Here is a 19,603-nt window from a genome sequence, read left to right on the forward strand (position 1 = left end):
TTTTTAAGGCTTACTTTTTTAGAGTTTAGTAGTGCACACAAAACCAATGTTTAACTAACTAAATCTCTAATTTTTATGAAGAAAACAGGTCTCATGCTGATAGGATTATTCTTTTCTTGTCAGCTTTTTTTTGCCCAAGGTGCCCCTGATTACACAGGAGGTATGAAGGTAAAACTAAATGAAGACGGTACAAAGTATTTTCGTATCATCTCTTGGGCTCAATTTTGGGCACAACACAATTCTGACCGTCCTGCAGATGAAAACGGCAACGATCAGAGCGACACTAACTTTAGTATAAGACGCGCTCGTGTTTTAATGTATGCGCAACTAAACAAAGATTTTTTAATCCTTACACATTTTGGACTCAACAGCTTAAATGCAGATAACATGTCTGCCATAGGAACTGGAGATAGATCACAATTGTTCTTTCATGATGTTTGGGGACAATACCGATTAAGTAACGACCACGCCATAGGTGGTGGTTTGCACTATTGGAATGGTATATCTCGTGCCAACAACCAGAGTACACTTAATATGATGACCTTGGACAATACCCGTCAGGCTTGGGCTACAATTGGTCTATCCGATCAGTTTGCACGTCACATGGGGGTTTATTTAAAAGGTAAATTCGGTAAACTTCAGTACAGAGTTTCTGTAAACGATGCCTTAACTGATAATCTACAAAGTTCTGCAACACCAATTAATGGTGGGGCGGCTATTTATTCTGGTAGAAGATTGCTGGGTTCTAAAGATGCCGGTAGGGTTTATGCAGGTTACTTCGATTATAACTTCTTGGATCAAGAGTCAAACTTTTTACCTTATAAAGTCGGAACATACCTTGGTGGTAAAAAAGTGTTTAATGTGGGTGCTGGTTTCTTTTTGCATCCTAAAGGCTCTGTTTCAGCTGATAGCTCTGGTGAGCTTTCTGGAGAAGATGTTTCAATCTTTGCGGTAGACGCTTTTTATGATGCTCCACTTGGGGATAATGGATCTGCAATAACGGCTTATGCTTTAGCGCAGTTCAATGATTATGGCGAAGATTTTACACTGGGTCAAACCTATGAAACAGGTTCTATGCTACATGCACATGTAGGCTACGTGCTTCCAGGCGGAAACAAAACAAAGTTTCAACCTTATTTGCATTATACCAATAGAAGTATAGATGCTATAGATGATAGTGCCAACCAATTCGGAATTGGTGGTAACGTTTACTTCAGTGGTCACCACTCAAAACTAACCTTGGAATATCAGAACACGAAATACGGCGACAACGATGGTGTTGGAACTGTTACGCTTCAAGCGATGATATATCTGTAAAAATTAATAATTATGTCAGAAAAACAAAAACACGCATCAGCATATTGGAAAGAAAATGTCAAATACCTTTCCATCTTATTGACCATTTGGTTCATCGTATCCTATGGCTGTGGTATTCTTTTTAAAGATGCCTTAAATGAAATTAGACTTGGAGGCTTTAAGCTCGGCTTTTGGTTTGCGCAACAAGGCTCAATCTATGTATTCGTCATATTAATCTTCGTGTACGTACGCATTATGAACAAACTAGATAAAAAATACGGTTTCGACGAATAGTCAACCACTAAAATCAAAAATATTATGAGTGTACAAGTATGGACATGGATATTAGTAGGTGTGACATTCGCACTATACTTCGGAATCGCAATTTGGGCTAGAGCAGGCTCAACAAAAGACTTTTATGTTGCTGGTGGTGGTGTTTCGCCATTAGCAAATGGTATGGCTACGGCTGCTGATTGGATGAGTGCCGCTTCATTTATATCAATGGCAGGTATCATTTCATTTACGGGTTATGATGGCTCGGTATATCTTATGGGCTGGACAGGCGGCTATGTACTTTTGGCATTGCTTTTAGCTCCTTATCTCAGAAAATTTGGAAAATTTACGGTGCCAGATTTTATAGGTGATCGTTATTATTCAAACGTCGCAAGAACCGTAGCGGTAATTTGTGCTTTAATCGTTTCATTTACATATGTGGCTGGCCAAATGCGTGGTGTTGGTGTGGTATTTTCACAATTTTTGCAAGTGGATATTACATTAGGTGTTGTCATTGGGATGGCTGTTGTATTGGTATTTGCATTTTTAGGTGGTATGAAAGGCATCACATACACGCAAGTAGCGCAATATTGCGTATTGATTTTTGCATTTATGGTACCAGCATTCTTTATCTCTATTCAAATGACAGGTAATGTTATCCCACAATTGGGAATGGGAGGTACCGTTGAAGATGGTACCTATTTACTCGACAAGTTAGATCAGCTTCACACCCAACTGGGTTTTAAAGAATACACAGATGGCAGCAAATCTACTTGGGATGTGTTTGCCATAACACTTGCGTTAATGGTTGGAACTGCAGGGCTACCACATGTTATTGTACGTTTCTTTACGGTACCTAAGGTAAAAGATGCACGTAAATCTGCTGGCTATGCTTTATTGCTTATTGCAATTCTGTACACAACAGCTCCAGCAATTGCAGTTTTTGCAAGAACTAATTTAATCGAAACCGTAAGTGACACTAAGTACACAGATGTTCCTAGTTGGTTTAAAAATTGGGAAGATACAGGCTTAATTGCTTGGTCTGATAAAAATGGGGATGGCAAAATTCAGTATGTAGCGGGTAGTGCTATAGAAGGTAAAAAACCAGTGTATACAGACGTAAGAGGAGAATATGGCGAGCGCTTAATTTCTAACGCTAACTCAGCAACAAATGAGCTATATGTTGACAGAGATATAATGGTATTGGCAAATCCTGAAATTGCAAAGCTGCCAAATTGGGTTATTGCACTTGTGGCTGCTGGTGGTTTAGCAGCAGCTTTATCTACTGCAGCAGGGTTGTTATTGGTAATTTCTACTTCAATTTCCCATGATTTAATTAAGAAACAAATCAAACCAGACATTTCGGATAAGGGTGAATTGATGTGGGCACGTATTGCTATAGTTGGTGCGGTAATGATTGCTGGTTACTTTGGTATCAATCCGCCCGGATTTGTCGCCGCTGTAGTCGCGTTGGCCTTTGGATTGGCAGCAGCGTCCTTTTTCCCTGCAATTATTTTAGGAATCTTTGATAAGCGCATGAACAAAGAAGGAGCCATTGCAGGTATGGTAGTGGGCATAACGCTGATGCTATTTTACATGATGAAGTTTAAACTCGATTTCTTTGGAGGCGGAACACAAGAGGATTGGTGGTTTGGCACATCGCCCGAAGGTTTCGGCACCATAGCCATGTTGGTCAATGTTGTTATTTCTATGGTAGTTTCTAGGGTAACGGCTGCACCACCGCAACATGTTCAGGAAATTGTGGAAAATATCCGAATACCGTCCGGAGCAGGAGAAGCACAGTCGCACTAAGTGTGATATGTTTTAGTTAGTAAAAACAGTGTTGTGTAAAAACAGCACTGTTTTTTGTATTTTAGAATGCTTAAAATAATGCTGAGTGATTCATTTATATATTAATCACGTTATTAGAAGAATATACATTTTGAACTAAAATGAAAAAGAGACACGAACAGAAACTGATTATCCTTTCTATTGTAGCATTTATTGTTATGAATATTCCATTTTTATTGGTTTTCAATACAGAAGGTGCTGTCTTTGGAATCCCAACATTGTATTTCTCAATTTTTGGTATTTGGTTAGTTGTCATAATAATATCCTATGTAGTTTTAAAGCGCCATTATGAGTAACTATGTTCTGTTTTTAATTATTATCTGCTATCTTATAGCCCTATTTTTCATTGCTTTTATTGCTGAAAAAAACTCAAAAAGCAAATGGGTAAACAATTCTGTAGTCTATACTTTATCACTTGCCGTATATTGCACAGCTTGGACGTATTATGGCAGTGTAGGAATTGCAGCTAATTCCGGAATTGATTTTTTGCCCATTTATCTCGGGCCAGTAATAGCTGCACCACTTTGGATAATATTACTAAAAAAGATAATACGTATATCGCGGCAACATAAGATCAGCTCTATTGCAGATTTTATTTCATTGCGATATGGCAACAACAGGTTTCTGGGAGCATTGGTTACTGTAGTCTGTTTATTGGGCATTGTGCCTTATATATCATTACAGTTAAAAGCAGTATCAGAAACATTTCAAATTTTATCAGATGACACAAGCTATGTGTCAACTTCCGTATATGATGATTCTACATTTTATATTGCCGTTTTATTGGCCATATTTGCGACTTTTTTCGGAACCCAAACAACTGACGCTTCCGAAAAGCACAAAGGTATAGTTGTGTCCGTGGCCATAGAATCTATTTTAAAACTGGTGTTTTTTCTTTTTGTTGGCATTTACGTTACTTATGTTTTATTTGATGGCACGGAGGATATTTATTCCAAAATGTCACAATCTGCCAATTTTAAATCGTTGACCACAATCAGCGGGTTTGAAAAAGGTTTCAATTGGTTGTATACCATTATGTTGTCATTCATGGCTATCTTTTTATTGCCGCGTCAATTTCAAGTTTCAGTTGTGGAAAACGTTAGAGAAAAGCACTTAAAAAATGCCATTTGGATGTTTCCTTTGTACCTATTACTGTTTAATATCTTTGTCATTTTTATAGCTTGGGCAGGTAACTTAACTATTGGCAATGCAGATCAAGCCGAATATTATGCATTGCTCTTACCATTGAAAAACGGCAATACGTTTTTATCGGTTTTAGTATTTCTTGGTGGATTTTCGGCTGTTATCTCCATGGTTGTTGTAGCCACTTTGGCACTCTCTACAATGGTAAGTAACAACTTAGTGATTCCGTACGGTTTTCTAGATCGTTTCGTAAAAAGCCATCCAGAGCGTAATGCTAAGTATATTAAAAATATCAGGCGGATTTCCATATTTTCCATCATTCTAATAGCTTATGCGTTTTATGTTAATTTTTCTTATGAGCTGTCATTATATTCTATTGGATTAATGGCATTTGTCATTATTGCACAGCTGGCACCATCATTTTTTATAGGGTTGTTTTGGAATCGTGGGTCGTCAAAGGCGACGATTATTGGAATTATAGCTGGGCTGAGCGTTGTTTTTTACACTTTGATATTGCCATTTTCCATTCAGGCATTTACAGGTTCCGCAGATTTTATGCAATATGGACTCAATGGCATTGAAGCTCTACGGCCACATGCACTTTTTGGCATTGATTTTTTAAGTCCGCCAACACATGCGTTCTTTTGGAGTTTGTTGGTGAATCTTATTTGTTATGTGACGTTTTCTGTTATTGTAAAAGGTAATTACCGTGAACGTAATTATGCTGAAATGTACGTAGATAGTAAAAATTATACAGATTTACAAGATGGAGCTCTGGTCTGGAAAGGTGAAGCTTATGTTGCTGATATTAAAAAAGTGCTTGTAAAGTTTCTAGGGGAAGCCAGAACGGAACGTGCATTAAATCTATTTTTCAGAAAGTACAACTTACCGTTAGACACACAAATGGCAGATGCCAGATTGATAAATTTTTCTGAAAAATTACTTACGGGAAGTATAGGTAGTGCCTCTGCTAAAATATTAATTTCTAGTGTGGTTAAAGAAGATGAAGTCAGCTTAGTTGAAGTTTTGAAAATTCTTGAAGAATCTAAAGAAACCATTGCTCGTAATAAACTGCTCAAAGAAAAATCTGAAGAGTTGACTAAATTAACCGATCAGCTTCAAGAAGCCAATGAAGAACTTATAGAAAAGGATAAACAAAAGGATGAATTCCTAGATACTGTAGCTCACGAACTAAAAACACCAATCACAGGAATAAGAGCAACAACAGAGTTATTAATGGATGATGAAGACGATATGCCAAGTGAAATAAAAACTCAGTTTTTAAAAAATATGTTGCAAGACAGTGATCGCCTATCTAGATTGATTCATAATATTTTGGACTTTGAAAAGCTTTCTACGGGAAGAACACAGCTAAACATTTCTAAGTACAACATTAGAAAAACTATTAAAAAGACAATAGATAGCTTTAACCACATGGCTCAAAAAAGAGGAGTGAAAATAGTTCACTCTAATAAAAGTGATTTTTATGCTGAGTATGATGAAGACCGCATTGTACAGGTATTGACCAATCTAATTTCAAATGCCTTAAAATTCACTGAGCCAAAAAAAGGTAAGATTATTGCAGATTATAAGTACGACGAAGGCTTCTTGGAAATCTCAATAAAAGACAACGGTAAAGGAATTCCAGAAGAAGATATACCTTTTGTTTTTGATAAATTTTATCAATCAAAAAATCAAAATACCATAAAACCTGAGGGTAGCGGATTGGGTTTGGCCATTTCCAAGAAAATAGTAGAAAACCATAATGGTAAAATTTGGGTAAAAAATAATCAAAAAAGTGGTGTAACCTTTGGTTTTAAGCTACCTTTTGAGTAAATTGTAATTGTGTTTGAAAAATGAAGAAAATTGTAATCGTCGATGACGAGCCCAACATAGTAATGACATTAGAATACACATTCAAAAAACATAATTTTGAAGTGTATATTGCAAGAGATGGAAGTGAGGCTCTAGAGATTTTAGAAGATGTTGTTCCAGATGTTGTAATGCTAGATGTTATGATGCCTAAAGTAGATGGTTATCAAACACTTAAATTAATTAAAGAAAACAATAAGTTAAAGAATACAAAAGTCGTATTCTTAACGGCAAAAAATAAAGCTTCAGATATTGAAAAAGGCTTAAAACTTGGAGCAGATAAATATTTAACCAAGCCGTTTTCAGTAAAAAAAATAGTTTCAGAAATTAAAGAGCTGATCGCTTAATAATTTCAACTTTAATAAATATTGGTTTTGTGTGCAAATAAACAATGTTTAATTAAAGTATATTAAAATGAAACGTCTACAAATTAATGCATTAACGTCTGATATCATTATCAGTCTATACGTTATTGTTACCTTATATTTCCGTTTTAAATTAGAAAGTGAAACTGCAACAGGTGCATTAGAGTCTCTTGTTATTGGTGTATGCTTTGTTGTGATAATCTGGGCCTTGATAAAGCTCAAAATATTGAATCCGAATTGGTTTGGATTGTTTAATTCTAAAAAATCGAAGTCATGAATTACCAAGGATTATATCAAAAAAGTATTACTGACCCAGAATCATTTTGGAAAGAGCAAGCGGAGAGATTAGCTTGGTATAAACAGCCATCAACGATTTTAGGAGTTGACAAATACGATTACCCGCAATGGTTTCAGGACGGAAAACTAAATGTTAGCTATTTGTGTATAGACAAACACATAGAAGATGGTTTTGGCAACCAGAATGCTATAATTTACGATTCACCAGTTACCAATACAAAAGAGCATATCACATTTTATAAACTTCATGAAGAAGTTTCTAAACTTGCAGATGGTTTACAAACTTTGGGTTTAAAAAAGGGCGATACCTGTATCATCTATATGCCAATGATTCCACAGGCTTTATATGCAATGTTAGCTTGTGCAAGGCTAGGTGTTGTTCATTCCGTAGTGTTTGGTGGATTTGCTCCACACGAACTGGCAATTCGCATAAACGATTGCAAACCTAAAGCAATTATTACTGCGTCTAGTGGTATAGAAATTCAACGTATTATTCCGTACAAACCATACGTAGATGAAGCGATTGCCTTGGCGAATCATAAACCAGAACATGTTATAGTTTTTGATAGAAATTTAGGTGTGGACATACCATATCAGTCTTACGATGTTGATTACACGGAATTGGTATCTAAATCAGTAGCTATTGAGCCTGTAGCTGTGACATCCAATCATCCATTATATATTTTATACACATCAGGAACAACAGGAAAGCCAAAAGGTATTATTAGAGATTCTGGTGGTTATGCTACGGCATTGAAGTTTTCTATGAAACATGTTTATGGTGTTGAAGAAGGGGATGTATATTGGGCTGCTAGTGACGTGGGTTGGGTCGTTGGGCACAGTTATATTGTGTACGGTCCACTTTTAAATAGAAATACAACTGTGCTTTTTGAAGGTAAACCAATTAAAACACCCGATGCTTCCACATTTTGGCGTGTCATTAGTGAACATAAGGTCAAAGTAATGTTTACTGCGCCAACAGCGATTAGGGCTATTAAAAAGGAAGACCCAAATGGAGAATTCATTAAGGTGTACGATCTGTCATCACTCAAGTATCAGTTTTTAGCAGGTGAACGTTGCGATGCCGCTACTTTGAGTTGGACAAAACAACATCTAAAAGTACCGGTTATTGACCATTGGTGGCAAACTGAAAGTGGCTGGCCAATGTTGGCCAATATGGTAGGTGTTGAGCTTATGGAAGTAAAGCCGGGCTCAGCTTCCATGCCTGTTTGTGGTTACGATATTCAAATTTTAAACGAAGAAGGCATAGCGGTTAAAGCTGGAGTGGAAGGTTACGTTACCGTGAAATTGCCATTGCCACCAGGATGTCTACTAAATCTTTGGGGAAATCCAGAACGATTTAAATCGGGCTACCTAAGCAAGTTTCCGGGATTTTATTTTTCAGGTGATGGAGGTTATAAAGATGAAGATGGTTATGTGTTTATTACAGGTCGTGTTGATGATATTATCAATGTTGCAGGGCATCGTTTGTCTACGGCAGAAATGGAGGAAGTCGTGGCATCTCATAAAGCAGTAGCAGAATGTGCTGTGTTTGGTGTGCATTGCGATCTAAAAGGTCAGAAACCCTTAGGGTTGGTGGTGTTAAAAACAGGTGAAAACCATGATGAATCCTTAATTTCAAAAGAAGTGATCAAGGATGTACGTCATGAAATTGGTGCAGTAGCTTCATTAAAAGATGTCCTCGTTGTGAAGCGTTTACCAAAAACACGTTCTGGAAAAATTTTGCGTAAATTACTGAGGAATATTTCAGATGAATTAGAATATAATGTGCCATCTACTATTGATGATGCTACCATTATTTCAGAAATTGAATCTGTCTATAAATCGAATCAAATAGGAATACATAAAAATATAATCAATCATGAGTAATTATCATATTAAACACTTTGAGGAATATTTTCAAGTGTACAGAAAATCAACATCTAATCCAGAAGTATTCTGGGAAGAAATTGCCGAAGAGCATTTTTATTGGCGAAAAAAATGGAATAAAGTTTTAAGCTGGGATTTTTCCAAGCCTGAGATCAAGTGGTTTGAAGGTGCTCAGCTTAACATTACAGAAAATTGCTTGGATAGGCATATACATGCGCGCGGTGACAAAACAGCAATTCTTTTTGAACCTAACGACCCTAACGATCCTGCTCAACATATCACTTACAAGCAATTGCACGAACGCGTGTGCAAGTTCGCAAATGTGTTACATGATAAAGGTATAAAGAAAGGAGATCGTGTCTGTATTTATTTGCCGATGATACCCGAATTGGCAGTGTCGGTATTGGCTTGTGCTAGAATTGGGGCGATACATTCGGTAGTCTTTGCTGGTTTTTCAGCAACAGCATTATCAACCCGAATTAATGATTGTGATGCCAAAATGGTGATTACATCTGACGGCTCATATAGAGGTTCAAAAACTATTGATTTAAAAGGTATTGTAGATGAAGCATTACAGGATTGTCCTGGTGTGGAATCTGTATTAGTGGCTAAGCGCATTAATTCTGAGATTAATATGAAGAAAGGAAGAGACCATTGGTTGCAGCCTTTATTGGATGAGGCCTATAAGGATTATAGTGCCGTCGTAATGGATGCAGAAGATCCCTTATTTATTTTATACACTTCAGGATCTACGGGGATGCCAAAAGGTATGATGCACACTACAGCAGGTTATATGGTCTACACGGCTTATACATTTAAAAATGTTTTTCAGTATAATGAAGACGATATTTATTGGTGTACTGCGGATATAGGTTGGATTACAGGGCATAGTTACATTGTTTATGGGCCGCTAATTAACGGTGCGACAACTGTAATGTTTGAAGGTGTGCCGAGTTATCCAGATTTTGGACGCTTTTGGGATATTGTAGAAAAGCATAAGATCAATCAGTTTTATACAGCGCCAACAGCGATTAGAGCCTTGGCAAAGCATGGTACTGAATTAGTGGACAAATACGATTTATCGTCATTAAAGGTTTTAGGATCTGTTGGTGAGCCAATAAATGAAGAGGCTTGGCATTGGTATAATGATAATGTGGGGAAGAAGAGGAGTCCGATTGTAGATACATGGTGGCAAACCGAAACAGGTGGTATTATGATAACACCAATACCATTTTCTACTCCGACAAAGCCCACTTATGCTACACTACCTTTTATCGGAATTCAGCCTGCATTAATGGACGAAAATGGACAAGAAATAAAAGGGAATCAGGTAGATGGTCGTTTATGCATTAAGTTTCCTTGGCCTTCTATGGCTAGAACAATTTGGGGCAATCATCAACGCTATAAAGACACATATTTTTCTGCCTATGAGAATATGTATTTTACTGGTGATGGTGCTTTGCGTGATGAAGTTGGTTATTATAGAATCACAGGTAGGGTGGACGATGTTATTATTGTTTCGGGTCATAATTTAGGGACTGCACCAATTGAAGATGCTATCAATGAGCATAATGCGGTTGCAGAATCTGCCATTGTTGGCTTTCCACATGATGTTAAGGGAAATGCGTTGTACGGTTACATTACATTAAAAGATGTTGGTGAAACTAGGGATCATGATAATGTGAGGAAGGAAATCAATCAATTGATAACCGACCGTATAGGGCCCATTGCGAAACTTGATAAGATTCAATTTACAACAGGGCTGCCAAAAACACGATCTGGTAAAATAATGAGACGTATTTTAAGAAAAATAGCATCAAAAGATACCGGTAATCTAGGTGATACCAGTACATTGCTAAACCCAGAAGTGGTAAAGGAGATTATGGATAACGTTTTGTAGTATTTTAACTCATATTTCAACATCGGAAGTTGATCTCTAGAACGCTATTGGATTTCAACTTCCGATTATTTATGATTATTGGGACTTCCTAATGTCAGCGTACAATAACCATAACTTTTATTGTATTTTCTAAGCACTTACGACTATAACACATATTTTAGCATAAAATTCCAAGACTTATGCTAAAAGCCGTTTTGTTTGATATGGATGGTGTTATTGTAGATACAGAGCCACTGCATCGAAAAGCCTACTTTAAGATGTTCCATGATGTGGATATCAGTGTAGATGAAGACCTTTACACGTCGTTTACTGGGCAATCAACGATCAATATTTGCAGACGAATTGTCAATCATTTCCAGTTAAATTACACACCAGAATATCTTGTAAAACAAAAACGATTGCATTTCAAATATTTATTTGATAACGATACAGACTTGCAGCTCATTGATGGGGTTTTGGATTTGATTAAGAATTATTTTAACAATGGTTTAAAGCTTGTTGTGGCGTCTTCGGCATCCATGCCTAATATTGATCGTATTTTTGAGAGGTTTGATCTCAACCAATACTTTATGGGGAAATTCAGTGGGGCAGATCTAAAAGAATCAAAACCACATCCCGAAATTTTTGAAAAAGCATCGGAGCATACAGGGTTTTCTAAGTCTGAATGTATGGTGATTGAAGATTCCACCAATGGAATTTTAGCTTCGCACCGAGCAGGTATTTTTTGTGTGGGCTTTAAGAGTCCGCATTCGTCAAACCAGGATTATTCTAAAGCAGATATGGTGATTTTAAACTTTAATGATATTTATTTTAATGAGGCCTTGCATTTGGTTTAATGTTCTACTCTGGTACACAATATATTAAGAGCTATATTTTTTTGTAATCCCTGCAACTACATTTGCGGTTTTATCCTCTTTTTGTTTGGCTTGCAATACTATGGGTTCTATTTTTCTTAATTCACAATCCAATATTGGGCAACGTTCACAGGTGACGCCAACATCAATGGTTTTTATGCTTTTATGCTTTATGAAATTTACTTTACGCTCTAATTGCGAATTTAATTCAATACCGATCGAAATGCTTCTGTAGCGATTGTCTTTAAAAGGATCTTTTGTTGCTGACGCCAAGACTAAGTATTGCTTATGTTCTGAGGTGTAATTTGATATTTGAATACCAAACTCGTGCTCGGATTTGTGCTGGTCAATAGCTTCGAGGACTTTTACGGAAATCCATCTTCTACAATAAAATTCGTTGGTTTCACTAGCTCTCGGAGATTGCTGTTTGGTTAAATGCAATTCCTTGTTTAAAGAAAAATGATCTGTATCCGCCTTGTATGAGAATCTTAAAAAGAATAGATTTTTTAATTTGAAATCCTTAGGGAGAATGTTGGTTAGTCGTTGATAAACACTTTCAGGCGAAGCGTTATATTTTTCCAATAAAGATTGAAAGCTCTTAGTTTCGAGACGCTTTTGGGAGAATAACTGTTTTAAATCTTTAACTAGGCTTTCCCTTGGTATAACCAGTGCGCCAGCAAAATAGGACGCATAAAAATTGTTCAGGACTTCGTCGAAACTATCAAACTTAATCCATGAGAATGTATAGAGTCTCTCGGTTATTTTCAAATAATTGTAAGCCAGCTCTTTGGCGTAGATAAAGGCACGTTGCGAATCGTCAATGCTTTTTGTAATCAACAGTGTTCTTGATTTGGGAATGTAAATAGATCTAAGATTTTCCAACTCACTATGGAGTTCTAGCTCATCATTATTTATGGTGTAATTGTATTCTTCAATCAGGATATCCTCTAAATCTTGGGTTTTAATTTTCTGTGATAAATCGATTTGATACTCTTTTGCAAACGTTAGAACTGACGATTCCAAATCACTGAAATAATTATTGTTGGCTTCTTGAAAAGACCTTACAGATGCTAAATAAAAACTTTCTTTACTAAAGTTGTAGTTCTTGGCAATTTCTATGATCGTACTAATAAAAGCTGTTACTTTCTGAGGTGCGTTAGAAATAATATCTATAAGGTTGCTTTCTTGAATACCAAATAACTCCAAGGGAATTTCCTTTAGTAATTTCGATTGTAAAATTTCACCAATAGGAGCTAGGTTTTTATCTAATTTCAGAGATACCAAATCATCATATTCTACTTCTAGGTGCTCGGACAATGAAGCAATTTTATCGGGTTTAGGATATTTTTTTCCCTTTTCAATTTCATTTAAATACGATTTAGATAATCCCGATAGCTTAGATAGCCCAAATAGTGATAGCCCACGATCTGTACGGATTTGCTTCAATTTTAAACCAAATATTAGCTTAATATAATCTTGTTCCATATTTACAAATATAACATTATTTGCGAATAAGTGTATTTTGCGAAAAATAATATTTAGCGAACGTTCGCTTGTTTTTTTTAAAAACTTGTTGTAATATTGTTTCATCAAAATAAATTATTATGGAATTCATTATCACAACACCAGATCAAGTAACGTTTTCAAAAGAAGTTAATCGGTACTACCCAAATATTCTAACAGAAGATGCCTTACAGTTTATTAAAGAACTTCATATAAAGTTCAATGAACAACGACTAGATTTATTAGACAGACGAAAAAAGCAACAGGCTTATTTTGATAAAGGTAACTTCCCTGAATTTTCTAGAGAAACTGCGGATGTGAGGATGGGTGATTGGTCTGTGGATAATATTCCTGAAGACCTGCTAGATAGAAGGGTGGAGATTACTGGTCCTGTGGATCGCAAAATGGTAATCAATGCTCTAAACTCAGGTGCCAAAACATTTATGGCCGATTTTGAGGATAGCAATGCGCCCAGTTGGTCTAATACTGTTGAAGGTCAACAGAATTTGTTGGATGCAAATGCCAAAAACATAGAATTAATTGACAAAAAAAGAGGAAAGCACTACAAGTTAAATGACGATACGGCAGTACTTTTAGTTAGACCCAGAGGGTTGCACTTAAATGAAAGACATGTTTTGGTAGATGGAGAGGAAGTTTCTGGTAGCCTTTTCGATTTTGGTCTGTACGTATTTCATAATACAAAAATTCTAATGGAAAACGGTACTGCACCTTATTTCTATTTACCAAAATTAGAGCATTATCTGGAGGCAAGATGGTGGAATACCGTATTTGAATTTGCCCAATCATATCTCAAAGTGCCCAATGGTACTTTTAAAGCCACATTATTGATTGAAACAATTACGGCGAGCTTTCAGTTAAACGAATTTATATATGAGCTTAAAGACCATATCGTTGGATTGAATTGTGGTCGATGGGATTACATCTTCTCTTACATTAAAAAGTTTAGAAATCATAAAGGGTTTATCGTGCCCAATAGAGATCAGGTGACGATGACGACACCTTTTATGGCAGCATATTCAAACTTGGTTATTCAAGTGTGCCATAAGCGTGGAATCCATGCTATGGGAGGTATGGCCGCACAAATTCCAATAAAGCATAATCCCAAAGCAAATGAAGAGGCTTTGGAAAAAGTTCGCTTAGATAAGGAACGTGAGGCTAAAAATGGGCACGATGGTACTTGGGTTGCGCATCCTGCATTGGTGGAGGTCGCAATGAAAGAATTTGATAAGTACATGCCAACCCCAAATCAGATGTTTAGAAAGCGAGACGATGTTAATGTTACAGAAGCTGATTTGGTACGATTACCAAAAGGAACCATAACAGAAACGGGTATTAGAAAAAATATTAATGTGGGCATTCTGTATATAGAAGCTTGGCTGAGGGGTTATGGTGCTGTAGCACTTTATAATCTTATGGAAGATGCGGCCACCGCAGAAATTTCGAGAACCCAGATATGGCAATGGTTAAAGAATGAGGCATCTTTGGAGGATGGTCGTGTTTTCAATAAAGCACTTTTTGATGAGCTGTTTAATGATGAGGTTGAAAAACTCATCACTGAAGTGGGAGAGGAGCGTATGGAAAGCACTAAATTTTCAGAAGCGATTGGTCTTTTCGAGCAATTGGTGACACAAACTGAGTTTGAAGAGTTTTTAACCACATCGGCGTATCGGCAATTATAAGCTAGATCTTTTTTGAATACTCTCATTGTATTCAGATTGTAGAAATAAAACAAAAAATCCCGCTAATGCGGCAACATTATACGGGATTCATATTAAATCTAATTACATCATTAATACATTTCAAAATTATGAAAAATTTACCACAAGGCAACTATGCCTCAGCTTTGCAAACTGTAAAAGATCTCAAGGCAAAATATGGTGACACTTGGGCAACCATCAATCCTCTAAACGCTGCAAGAATGGCGACCCAGAATCGTTTTAAAACAGGGTTGGATATTGCTAAATATACGGCAGCTATAATGCGTAGGGATATGGCAGAATACGATGCCGATAACTCAAAATACACACAATCTCTTGGGTGCTGGCATGGCTTTGTGGCACAACAAAAAATGATTGCCGTTAAAAAATACCACACCACCACAAGTAAACGTTATTTGTACCTTTCGGGGTGGATGGTAGCAGCGCTACGCTCAGAATTCGGGCCATTACCAGATCAGTCCATGCACGAGAAGACTGCTGTACCTGCATTAATTGAGGAAATTTATGATTTTTTACGTCAGGCTGATGCAACGGAATTGAATGATTTGTTTAGGAGATTAGAGAGTGGGGAAGATGTACAGGATCAAATTGATAATTTTGAAACACACGTTGTTCCGATAATTGCAGATATAGATGCTGGTTTTGGAAATGAGGAAGCCACCTATTTATTGGCTAAAAAAATGATTCAGGCTGGTGCTTGTGCTATACAAATTGAAAATCAGGTCTCCGATGCCAAGCAATGTGGTCATCAAGACGGTAAAGTCACTGTTCCGCATGAAGATTTTATTGCAAAACTCAATGCTGTGCGTTATGCCTTTTTGGAATTGGGTATTGATGATGGAATTATTGTAGCACGTACAGATTCTGAAGGTGCAGGTTTAACCCAAAAATTACCAGTAAGCAAAACACCAGGTGATTTAGCTTCTCAGTATTTAGCATTTGTTGATGCGGAGGAAATTACTATTAATGAAGCCAGAGAAGATGATGTGTTATTAAAGCGCGATGGTAAATTAATGCGTCCAAAGCGTTTACCAAATGGTCTATATAAATTTAGAGATGGTACCAATATTGATCGTGTGGTGCTCGACTGTATTACCAGTTTACAAAATGGTGCCGATTTACTCTGGATTGAAACACCAACACCAAACGTAAAGCAAATTGCACTTATGATGAATCGTGTAAAAGCTGTGGTGCCTCATGCCAAACTGGTTTATAATAATTCACCATCATTTAATTGGACCCTAAATTTCCGTAATCAGGCTTATGAAGAGATGCTTGCTGAAGGAGAAAATATGACGGCTTACGACAAAAATGATTTAATGAATGTATCTTACGATACTACGGAATTAAGCTTTCGTGCTGATGAAAAAATTAGAACCTTTCAGCTCGATGGTGCTAAGGAAGCTGGCATATTTCACCACTTGATTACTCTGCCAACATACCACACAACAGCATTACATATGAACGATTTAACCGAAGGTTATTTTGGTAAAGAAGGTATGCTGGCTTATGTAAAGGGTGTGCAGCGCCAAGAAATTCGAAAAAGTGTATCCTGTGTTAAACATCAGCGTATGGCGGGATCTGATTTGGGTGATGACCATAAAACCTTCTTTGCAGGTGAAAAAGCTTTAAAAGCCGGTGGTGCCAAAAACACATCAAATCAGTTTGATACAACATCAAAAAACAATACGGTAAAAAAGAAATTAAGCGTAGTGGCTTAATCGGATAACACGTCCGTTGCGATAGACAATAATCTGTTTTGTTTATTAATTTTAGTTAGTAGAAAACACACTCAAATTTGGGTGTGTTTTTTAATACAAAACCCCTTGGGTTTTAGATTTGTGTAAAAGTCTTTTTCCGTTCTCTTTCGGATAGACAATATATAAAATAACTTTTGTTTTTCTGGCAGAAACACAACCGTTATGTGAGTTGGAGTGATTATAAAATACGAAAATTTTATTTCTGGCTATGGTTAAAATTAAAAACAGGAGTTAGCTGAAACGTAACTCAAGAATAATCTTATATCAACCCAACACGATTATTTGGACGTTCTAAATGTCTCAATGTTAATTCAGAGTTTGTATTTAATTTAGATAATAACTTCAAAAATAATAACGCCGTAATATAAGCATCACCAGAAGCCGTATGCCTATCGTGCAGAGGAATATGAAAACGTTTTGAAAGTTCATCTAAACTGAAATGTGATTTACTGGTGTCTAGCTTTGTTTTTTGAAATAAATGTCCTGTATCCAAGACTTTGTTTTTCAATTTTGGAAGATTCAATCTTTTTAAAGCATTATTAATCATAGCGATATCAAATGCCGCATGATGAGCAACTAAAACTGCATTTTCTATATAGGCTAGGAATCGTTCCATAGCTTCAGATTCTTCAATTTTAGTAAGCTTTCCTTGTTTAAGCAATCCATGAATTTTTACTGTTTCGGCATTAAACTGCTCTTGCTTTAAATAGCACTCTAATTGATCGGCTACTTTTATTTGAAGATTTTCTATGGCTATACAGCCTATAGATAATATTCTATCATTTTTAATATGCAACCCTGTGGTTTCGGTGTCAAAAACCACAAATCTTATGGCTTTGGGGTTTTGCTCTTGTAACTTTGAAAAATGAGACATATATACATCCCAAAATCTTGGATATGATTTTTGTTTAAACCAGTTCATACTATAGTAATTGAGATAGTTTAAAACGTGTTTTAATCAATTCTTGTACAGATTTAACCGCTTTAAAACTTCGCTTTAATCGTAGTCGGTCTCCTTTGTTCAAGGATTCTAAATCTATAAACCTTCCTGAATCGTTAGTGGCCAAGCCCTGTTCCGTCCTAAATCTCAGCAAGTTTTTGAAGGATTCTATGCAAAACTGATAGATGTCTTTGTTTTGCGGTTCTAACTCCGCTAATTTTTCATAACGTCCCAAGGTGTTATTTACGGACTTTATATTGTGTGAAAGTATCAATAGCCTTGCCGCATCTACTAAAGGCATCATGGCACGTGCTTTAATATCAAATTGGTCTTTGTGTTCGCCATTATCTTCCACCAAGAACTGTCTAAAGAAACTCAACGGAGGTGGATTTTGAAGGGCGTTTCTACCCAAATAAGTTAAAAAGATGTCATGGGCATAAATGGTGTTAAAAATACTTTCTGAGAGTTGATTCACCAGATCTTTATCACCATAGACGTGTTCATAATCAAAAAAAATAGTGCAAAGCATAAGATTGTCCTGATCTGGTGTTGTAATCCAACGCTTAAATTGTTGCGACCATTCCGATACAGAAAGGCACCATTTGGGATTACTGCCCATCATTTCCGCTGGGCAAAGCTCAAAACCGACGGTTGCCAATGCCGAATTGATTTTCTTTGATAGATTTAAAAAATAGGTTTTGGTCTGTTCATGGTTTTCTTTTGGTACATCCTCAAATACCAAGGCATTATCTTGGTCGGTCAATAGCAATTGCTCTTGTCGTCCTTGGCTGCCAATGGCCAACCAGGCAAATCTAGTTGTAGTTGGTGTTGGCATTTGCAATAATTCGAGCGTAATGATTCTCTGTGCTATAGCATCATTGATGGCGGAGATAAGTCTTGATACAAAATCTATGGGAATATTTTGTTCGAGGTAACGCTGCAAGAGCTGTTCTGTACGCTGCCTTATAGCTTTTAGTTGCTTGGCAGAATGACTGCGTTTAATTTCTTTAATCAGTGCAGAGGCATTGTTTTCCCGTAGGACAATAATATCGTGTTCTGATAAAATACCAGTCAGTTCAGAAGTATTGGTGCCATCTTTTGTAATGCATAGATGTGTGATTTTATTTTTGAGCATGGCAATTTGAGCTTCTGCAATGGTGATGTTTTCTGGAAACGTCTTTACGGGTGACGACATAATGGATGATACCAAATCCTCGATGTGGTACTTTCCTGTGGCGATTTTGGTTCTAAGGTCCTTATCCGTTATAATGCCTATAGGTTTAGCCTTATCAACAATGACGATAGAACCTACATGTTTGCCCGTCATAATATGTGCTGCCTCCTTAACTGTAGTGTTGGGAGTACAGGTTATGGGATTTTTAGAATAATCAGCAGTTTGCAAATAAGTATATTCTGTTGAGCGATTAAGGGTATCGATAAAATCTTCATTGTCAGCGCTTTTTACCCTAGTATTGGAAGCAAAACTTGCCATTAAAAACTGACTGGCATCTGCATTTGTAGTGATGTAGGTGTCCAACAATTCTGAGGAAATACTATACACAATACTTTCTTCTATGGCTTTAGCATTGAGTTTATAGACACCTTGGCGGAGTAGGGCACGTAAGCCAAAAATATCGCCCTCGTCGCATTCATCCACTAAGCTTTCATTGGCTCTAAATAGCCCAATCGCACCATCGCGCACCACATAAAAATGATTTTCAACAGATTGGCCAATTTCAAAAAGGTATTGGTCTTGCTCTAAATATATGACATCCACAGCTTGAGAAATTGCTAAGAGCTGTTCCCTATTAAGCAAGTTGAACGGAGGAAAGGCCTTTAAATAATCGTATATACGCTCTGCAATGGTATTCATTGTAGCAATTTAACTAAAAAATGATGGTGATTATATGAGAAAGGTCA

At 36.7% G+C, this 19,603-nt stretch carries 15 protein-coding genes; 12 read left to right on the plus strand and 3 right to left on the minus strand.

Translation table 11 applies throughout. From position 1 onward, the window contains the following. Nucleotides 1-75: 75 nt before the first annotated feature. The 10 genes from KCG49_RS02255 to KCG49_RS02300 all read left to right on the plus strand — a co-directional run bounded on the left by KCG49_RS02255 (nt 76) and on the right by KCG49_RS02300 (nt 11,723). Nucleotides 76-1,317, plus strand: coding sequence for a hypothetical protein (locus KCG49_RS02255; protein WP_218544564.1), 1,242 nt, complete (start codon nt 76-78; stop codon nt 1,315-1,317). 12 nt (nt 1,318-1,329) lie between these two features. Beyond that, the gene (locus tag KCG49_RS02260) at nt 1,330-1,590 is read left to right on the plus strand and encodes a DUF4212 domain-containing protein (protein ID WP_218544565.1); all 261 of its coding nucleotides are present in this window, start codon (nt 1,330-1,332) and stop codon (nt 1,588-1,590) included. A gap of 24 nt (nt 1,591-1,614) precedes the next feature. After that, nucleotides 1,615-3,381 (plus strand): sodium:solute symporter family protein, encoded by a 1,767-nt coding sequence (locus KCG49_RS02265; RefSeq protein ID WP_218544566.1) that lies wholly within the window; start codon nt 1,615-1,617, stop codon nt 3,379-3,381. 140 nt (nt 3,382-3,521) lie between these two features. Continuing rightward, entirely contained in the window at nt 3,522-3,716 is a 195-nt protein-coding gene (locus tag KCG49_RS02270) for a hypothetical protein (protein WP_218544567.1), read from the plus strand. Then, nucleotides 3,709-6,399 carry a sensor histidine kinase gene (locus tag KCG49_RS02275; RefSeq protein WP_218544568.1) on the plus strand — a complete coding sequence of 897 codons (2,691 nt, stop codon included), beginning with the start codon at nt 3,709-3,711 and terminating at the stop codon, nt 6,397-6,399. Before KCG49_RS02270 ends, KCG49_RS02275 begins: the two co-directional genes overlap by 8 nt. 20 nt (nt 6,400-6,419) lie before the next feature. Beyond that, nucleotides 6,420-6,782 (plus strand): response regulator transcription factor, encoded by a 363-nt coding sequence (locus KCG49_RS02280; protein WP_218544569.1) that lies wholly within the window; start codon nt 6,420-6,422, stop codon nt 6,780-6,782. Nucleotides 6,783-6,849: 67 nt separating this feature from the next. After that, nucleotides 6,850-7,077 carry a hypothetical protein gene (locus KCG49_RS02285; protein WP_218544570.1) on the plus strand — a complete coding sequence of 76 codons (228 nt, stop codon included), beginning with the start codon at nt 6,850-6,852 and terminating at the stop codon, nt 7,075-7,077. Further along, nucleotides 7,074-8,987 carry an acetate--CoA ligase gene (locus tag KCG49_RS02290; RefSeq protein WP_218544571.1) on the plus strand — a complete coding sequence of 638 codons (1,914 nt, stop codon included), beginning with the start codon at nt 7,074-7,076 and terminating at the stop codon, nt 8,985-8,987. The genes KCG49_RS02285 and KCG49_RS02290 overlap by 4 nt, the downstream gene beginning before the upstream one ends. Then, nucleotides 8,980-10,887 (plus strand): acetate--CoA ligase, encoded by a 1,908-nt coding sequence (acs, locus tag KCG49_RS02295; protein WP_218544572.1) that lies wholly within the window; start codon nt 8,980-8,982, stop codon nt 10,885-10,887. The genes KCG49_RS02290 and acs overlap by 8 nt, the downstream gene beginning before the upstream one ends. Before the next feature lie 179 nt (nt 10,888-11,066). Next, nucleotides 11,067-11,723 carry an HAD family hydrolase gene (locus KCG49_RS02300; protein WP_218544573.1) on the plus strand — a complete coding sequence of 219 codons (657 nt, stop codon included), beginning with the start codon at nt 11,067-11,069 and terminating at the stop codon, nt 11,721-11,723. Nucleotides 11,724-11,747: 24 nt separating this feature from the next. Here the strand turns inward: KCG49_RS02300 and KCG49_RS02305 are convergent, their stop codons facing one another. Continuing rightward, entirely contained in the window at nt 11,748-13,226 is a 1,479-nt protein-coding gene (locus tag KCG49_RS02305; RefSeq protein ID WP_218544574.1) for a helix-turn-helix domain-containing protein, read from the minus strand. Nucleotides 13,227-13,345: 119 nt separating this feature from the next. Here KCG49_RS02305 and aceB point away from each other — a divergent pair, with 119 nt between their 5' ends. Continuing rightward, entirely contained in the window at nt 13,346-14,944 is a 1,599-nt protein-coding gene (aceB, locus tag KCG49_RS02310) for a malate synthase A (RefSeq protein WP_218544575.1), read from the plus strand. A gap of 128 nt (nt 14,945-15,072) precedes the next feature. Continuing rightward, on the plus strand, nt 15,073-16,704 hold the full coding sequence (locus tag KCG49_RS02315; RefSeq protein WP_218544576.1) for an isocitrate lyase: 1,632 nt from the start codon (nt 15,073-15,075) through the stop codon (nt 16,702-16,704). A 298-nt stretch (nt 16,705-17,002) separates the two neighbouring features. Here KCG49_RS02315 and KCG49_RS02320 read toward each other — a convergent pair whose 3' ends face one another. Beyond that, nucleotides 17,003-17,665, minus strand: a complete 663-nt coding sequence (locus KCG49_RS02320; RefSeq protein WP_218544577.1) for a 3'-5' exonuclease — start codon at nt 17,663-17,665, stop codon at nt 17,003-17,005. A 1-nt stretch (nt 17,666) separates the two neighbouring features. Further along, nucleotides 17,667-19,556, minus strand: coding sequence for a DUF294 nucleotidyltransferase-like domain-containing protein (locus KCG49_RS02325; protein WP_218544578.1), 1,890 nt, complete (start codon nt 19,554-19,556; stop codon nt 17,667-17,669). Nucleotides 19,557-19,603 lie beyond the last annotated feature (47 nt).

This window comes from Winogradskyella luteola, assembly GCF_019203985.1.
Lineage (GTDB): Bacteria > Bacteroidota > Bacteroidia > Flavobacteriales > Flavobacteriaceae > Winogradskyella > Winogradskyella luteola.

Excerpts from the sequence above, each read along its gene's own strand:
- KCG49_RS02255 (WP_218544564.1), top strand. The coding sequence starts at position 76 with ATGAAGAAAACAGGTCTCATGCTGATAGGATTATTCTTTTCTTGTCAG.
- KCG49_RS02260 (WP_218544565.1), top strand. The coding sequence starts at position 1,330 with ATGTCAGAAAAACAAAAACACGCATCAGCATATTGGAAAGAAAATGTC.
- KCG49_RS02265 (WP_218544566.1), top strand. The coding sequence starts at position 1,615 with ATGAGTGTACAAGTATGGACATGGATATTAGTAGGTGTGACATTCGCA.
- KCG49_RS02270 (WP_218544567.1), top strand. The coding sequence starts at position 3,522 with ATGAAAAAGAGACACGAACAGAAACTGATTATCCTTTCTATTGTAGCA.
- KCG49_RS02275 (WP_218544568.1), top strand. The coding sequence starts at position 3,709 with ATGAGTAACTATGTTCTGTTTTTAATTATTATCTGCTATCTTATAGCC.
- KCG49_RS02280 (WP_218544569.1), top strand. The coding sequence starts at position 6,420 with ATGAAGAAAATTGTAATCGTCGATGACGAGCCCAACATAGTAATGACA.
- KCG49_RS02285 (WP_218544570.1), top strand. The coding sequence starts at position 6,850 with ATGAAACGTCTACAAATTAATGCATTAACGTCTGATATCATTATCAGT.
- KCG49_RS02290 (WP_218544571.1), top strand. The coding sequence starts at position 7,074 with ATGAATTACCAAGGATTATATCAAAAAAGTATTACTGACCCAGAATCA.
- acs (WP_218544572.1), top strand. The coding sequence starts at position 8,980 with ATGAGTAATTATCATATTAAACACTTTGAGGAATATTTTCAAGTGTAC.
- KCG49_RS02300 (WP_218544573.1), top strand. The coding sequence starts at position 11,067 with ATGCTAAAAGCCGTTTTGTTTGATATGGATGGTGTTATTGTAGATACA.
- KCG49_RS02305 (WP_218544574.1), bottom strand. The coding sequence starts at position 13,226 with ATGGAACAAGATTATATTAAGCTAATATTTGGTTTAAAATTGAAGCAA.
- aceB (WP_218544575.1), top strand. The coding sequence starts at position 13,346 with ATGGAATTCATTATCACAACACCAGATCAAGTAACGTTTTCAAAAGAA.
- KCG49_RS02315 (WP_218544576.1), top strand. The coding sequence starts at position 15,073 with ATGAAAAATTTACCACAAGGCAACTATGCCTCAGCTTTGCAAACTGTA.
- KCG49_RS02320 (WP_218544577.1), bottom strand. The coding sequence starts at position 17,665 with ATGAACTGGTTTAAACAAAAATCATATCCAAGATTTTGGGATGTATAT.
- KCG49_RS02325 (WP_218544578.1), bottom strand. The coding sequence starts at position 19,556 with ATGAATACCATTGCAGAGCGTATATACGATTATTTAAAGGCCTTTCCT.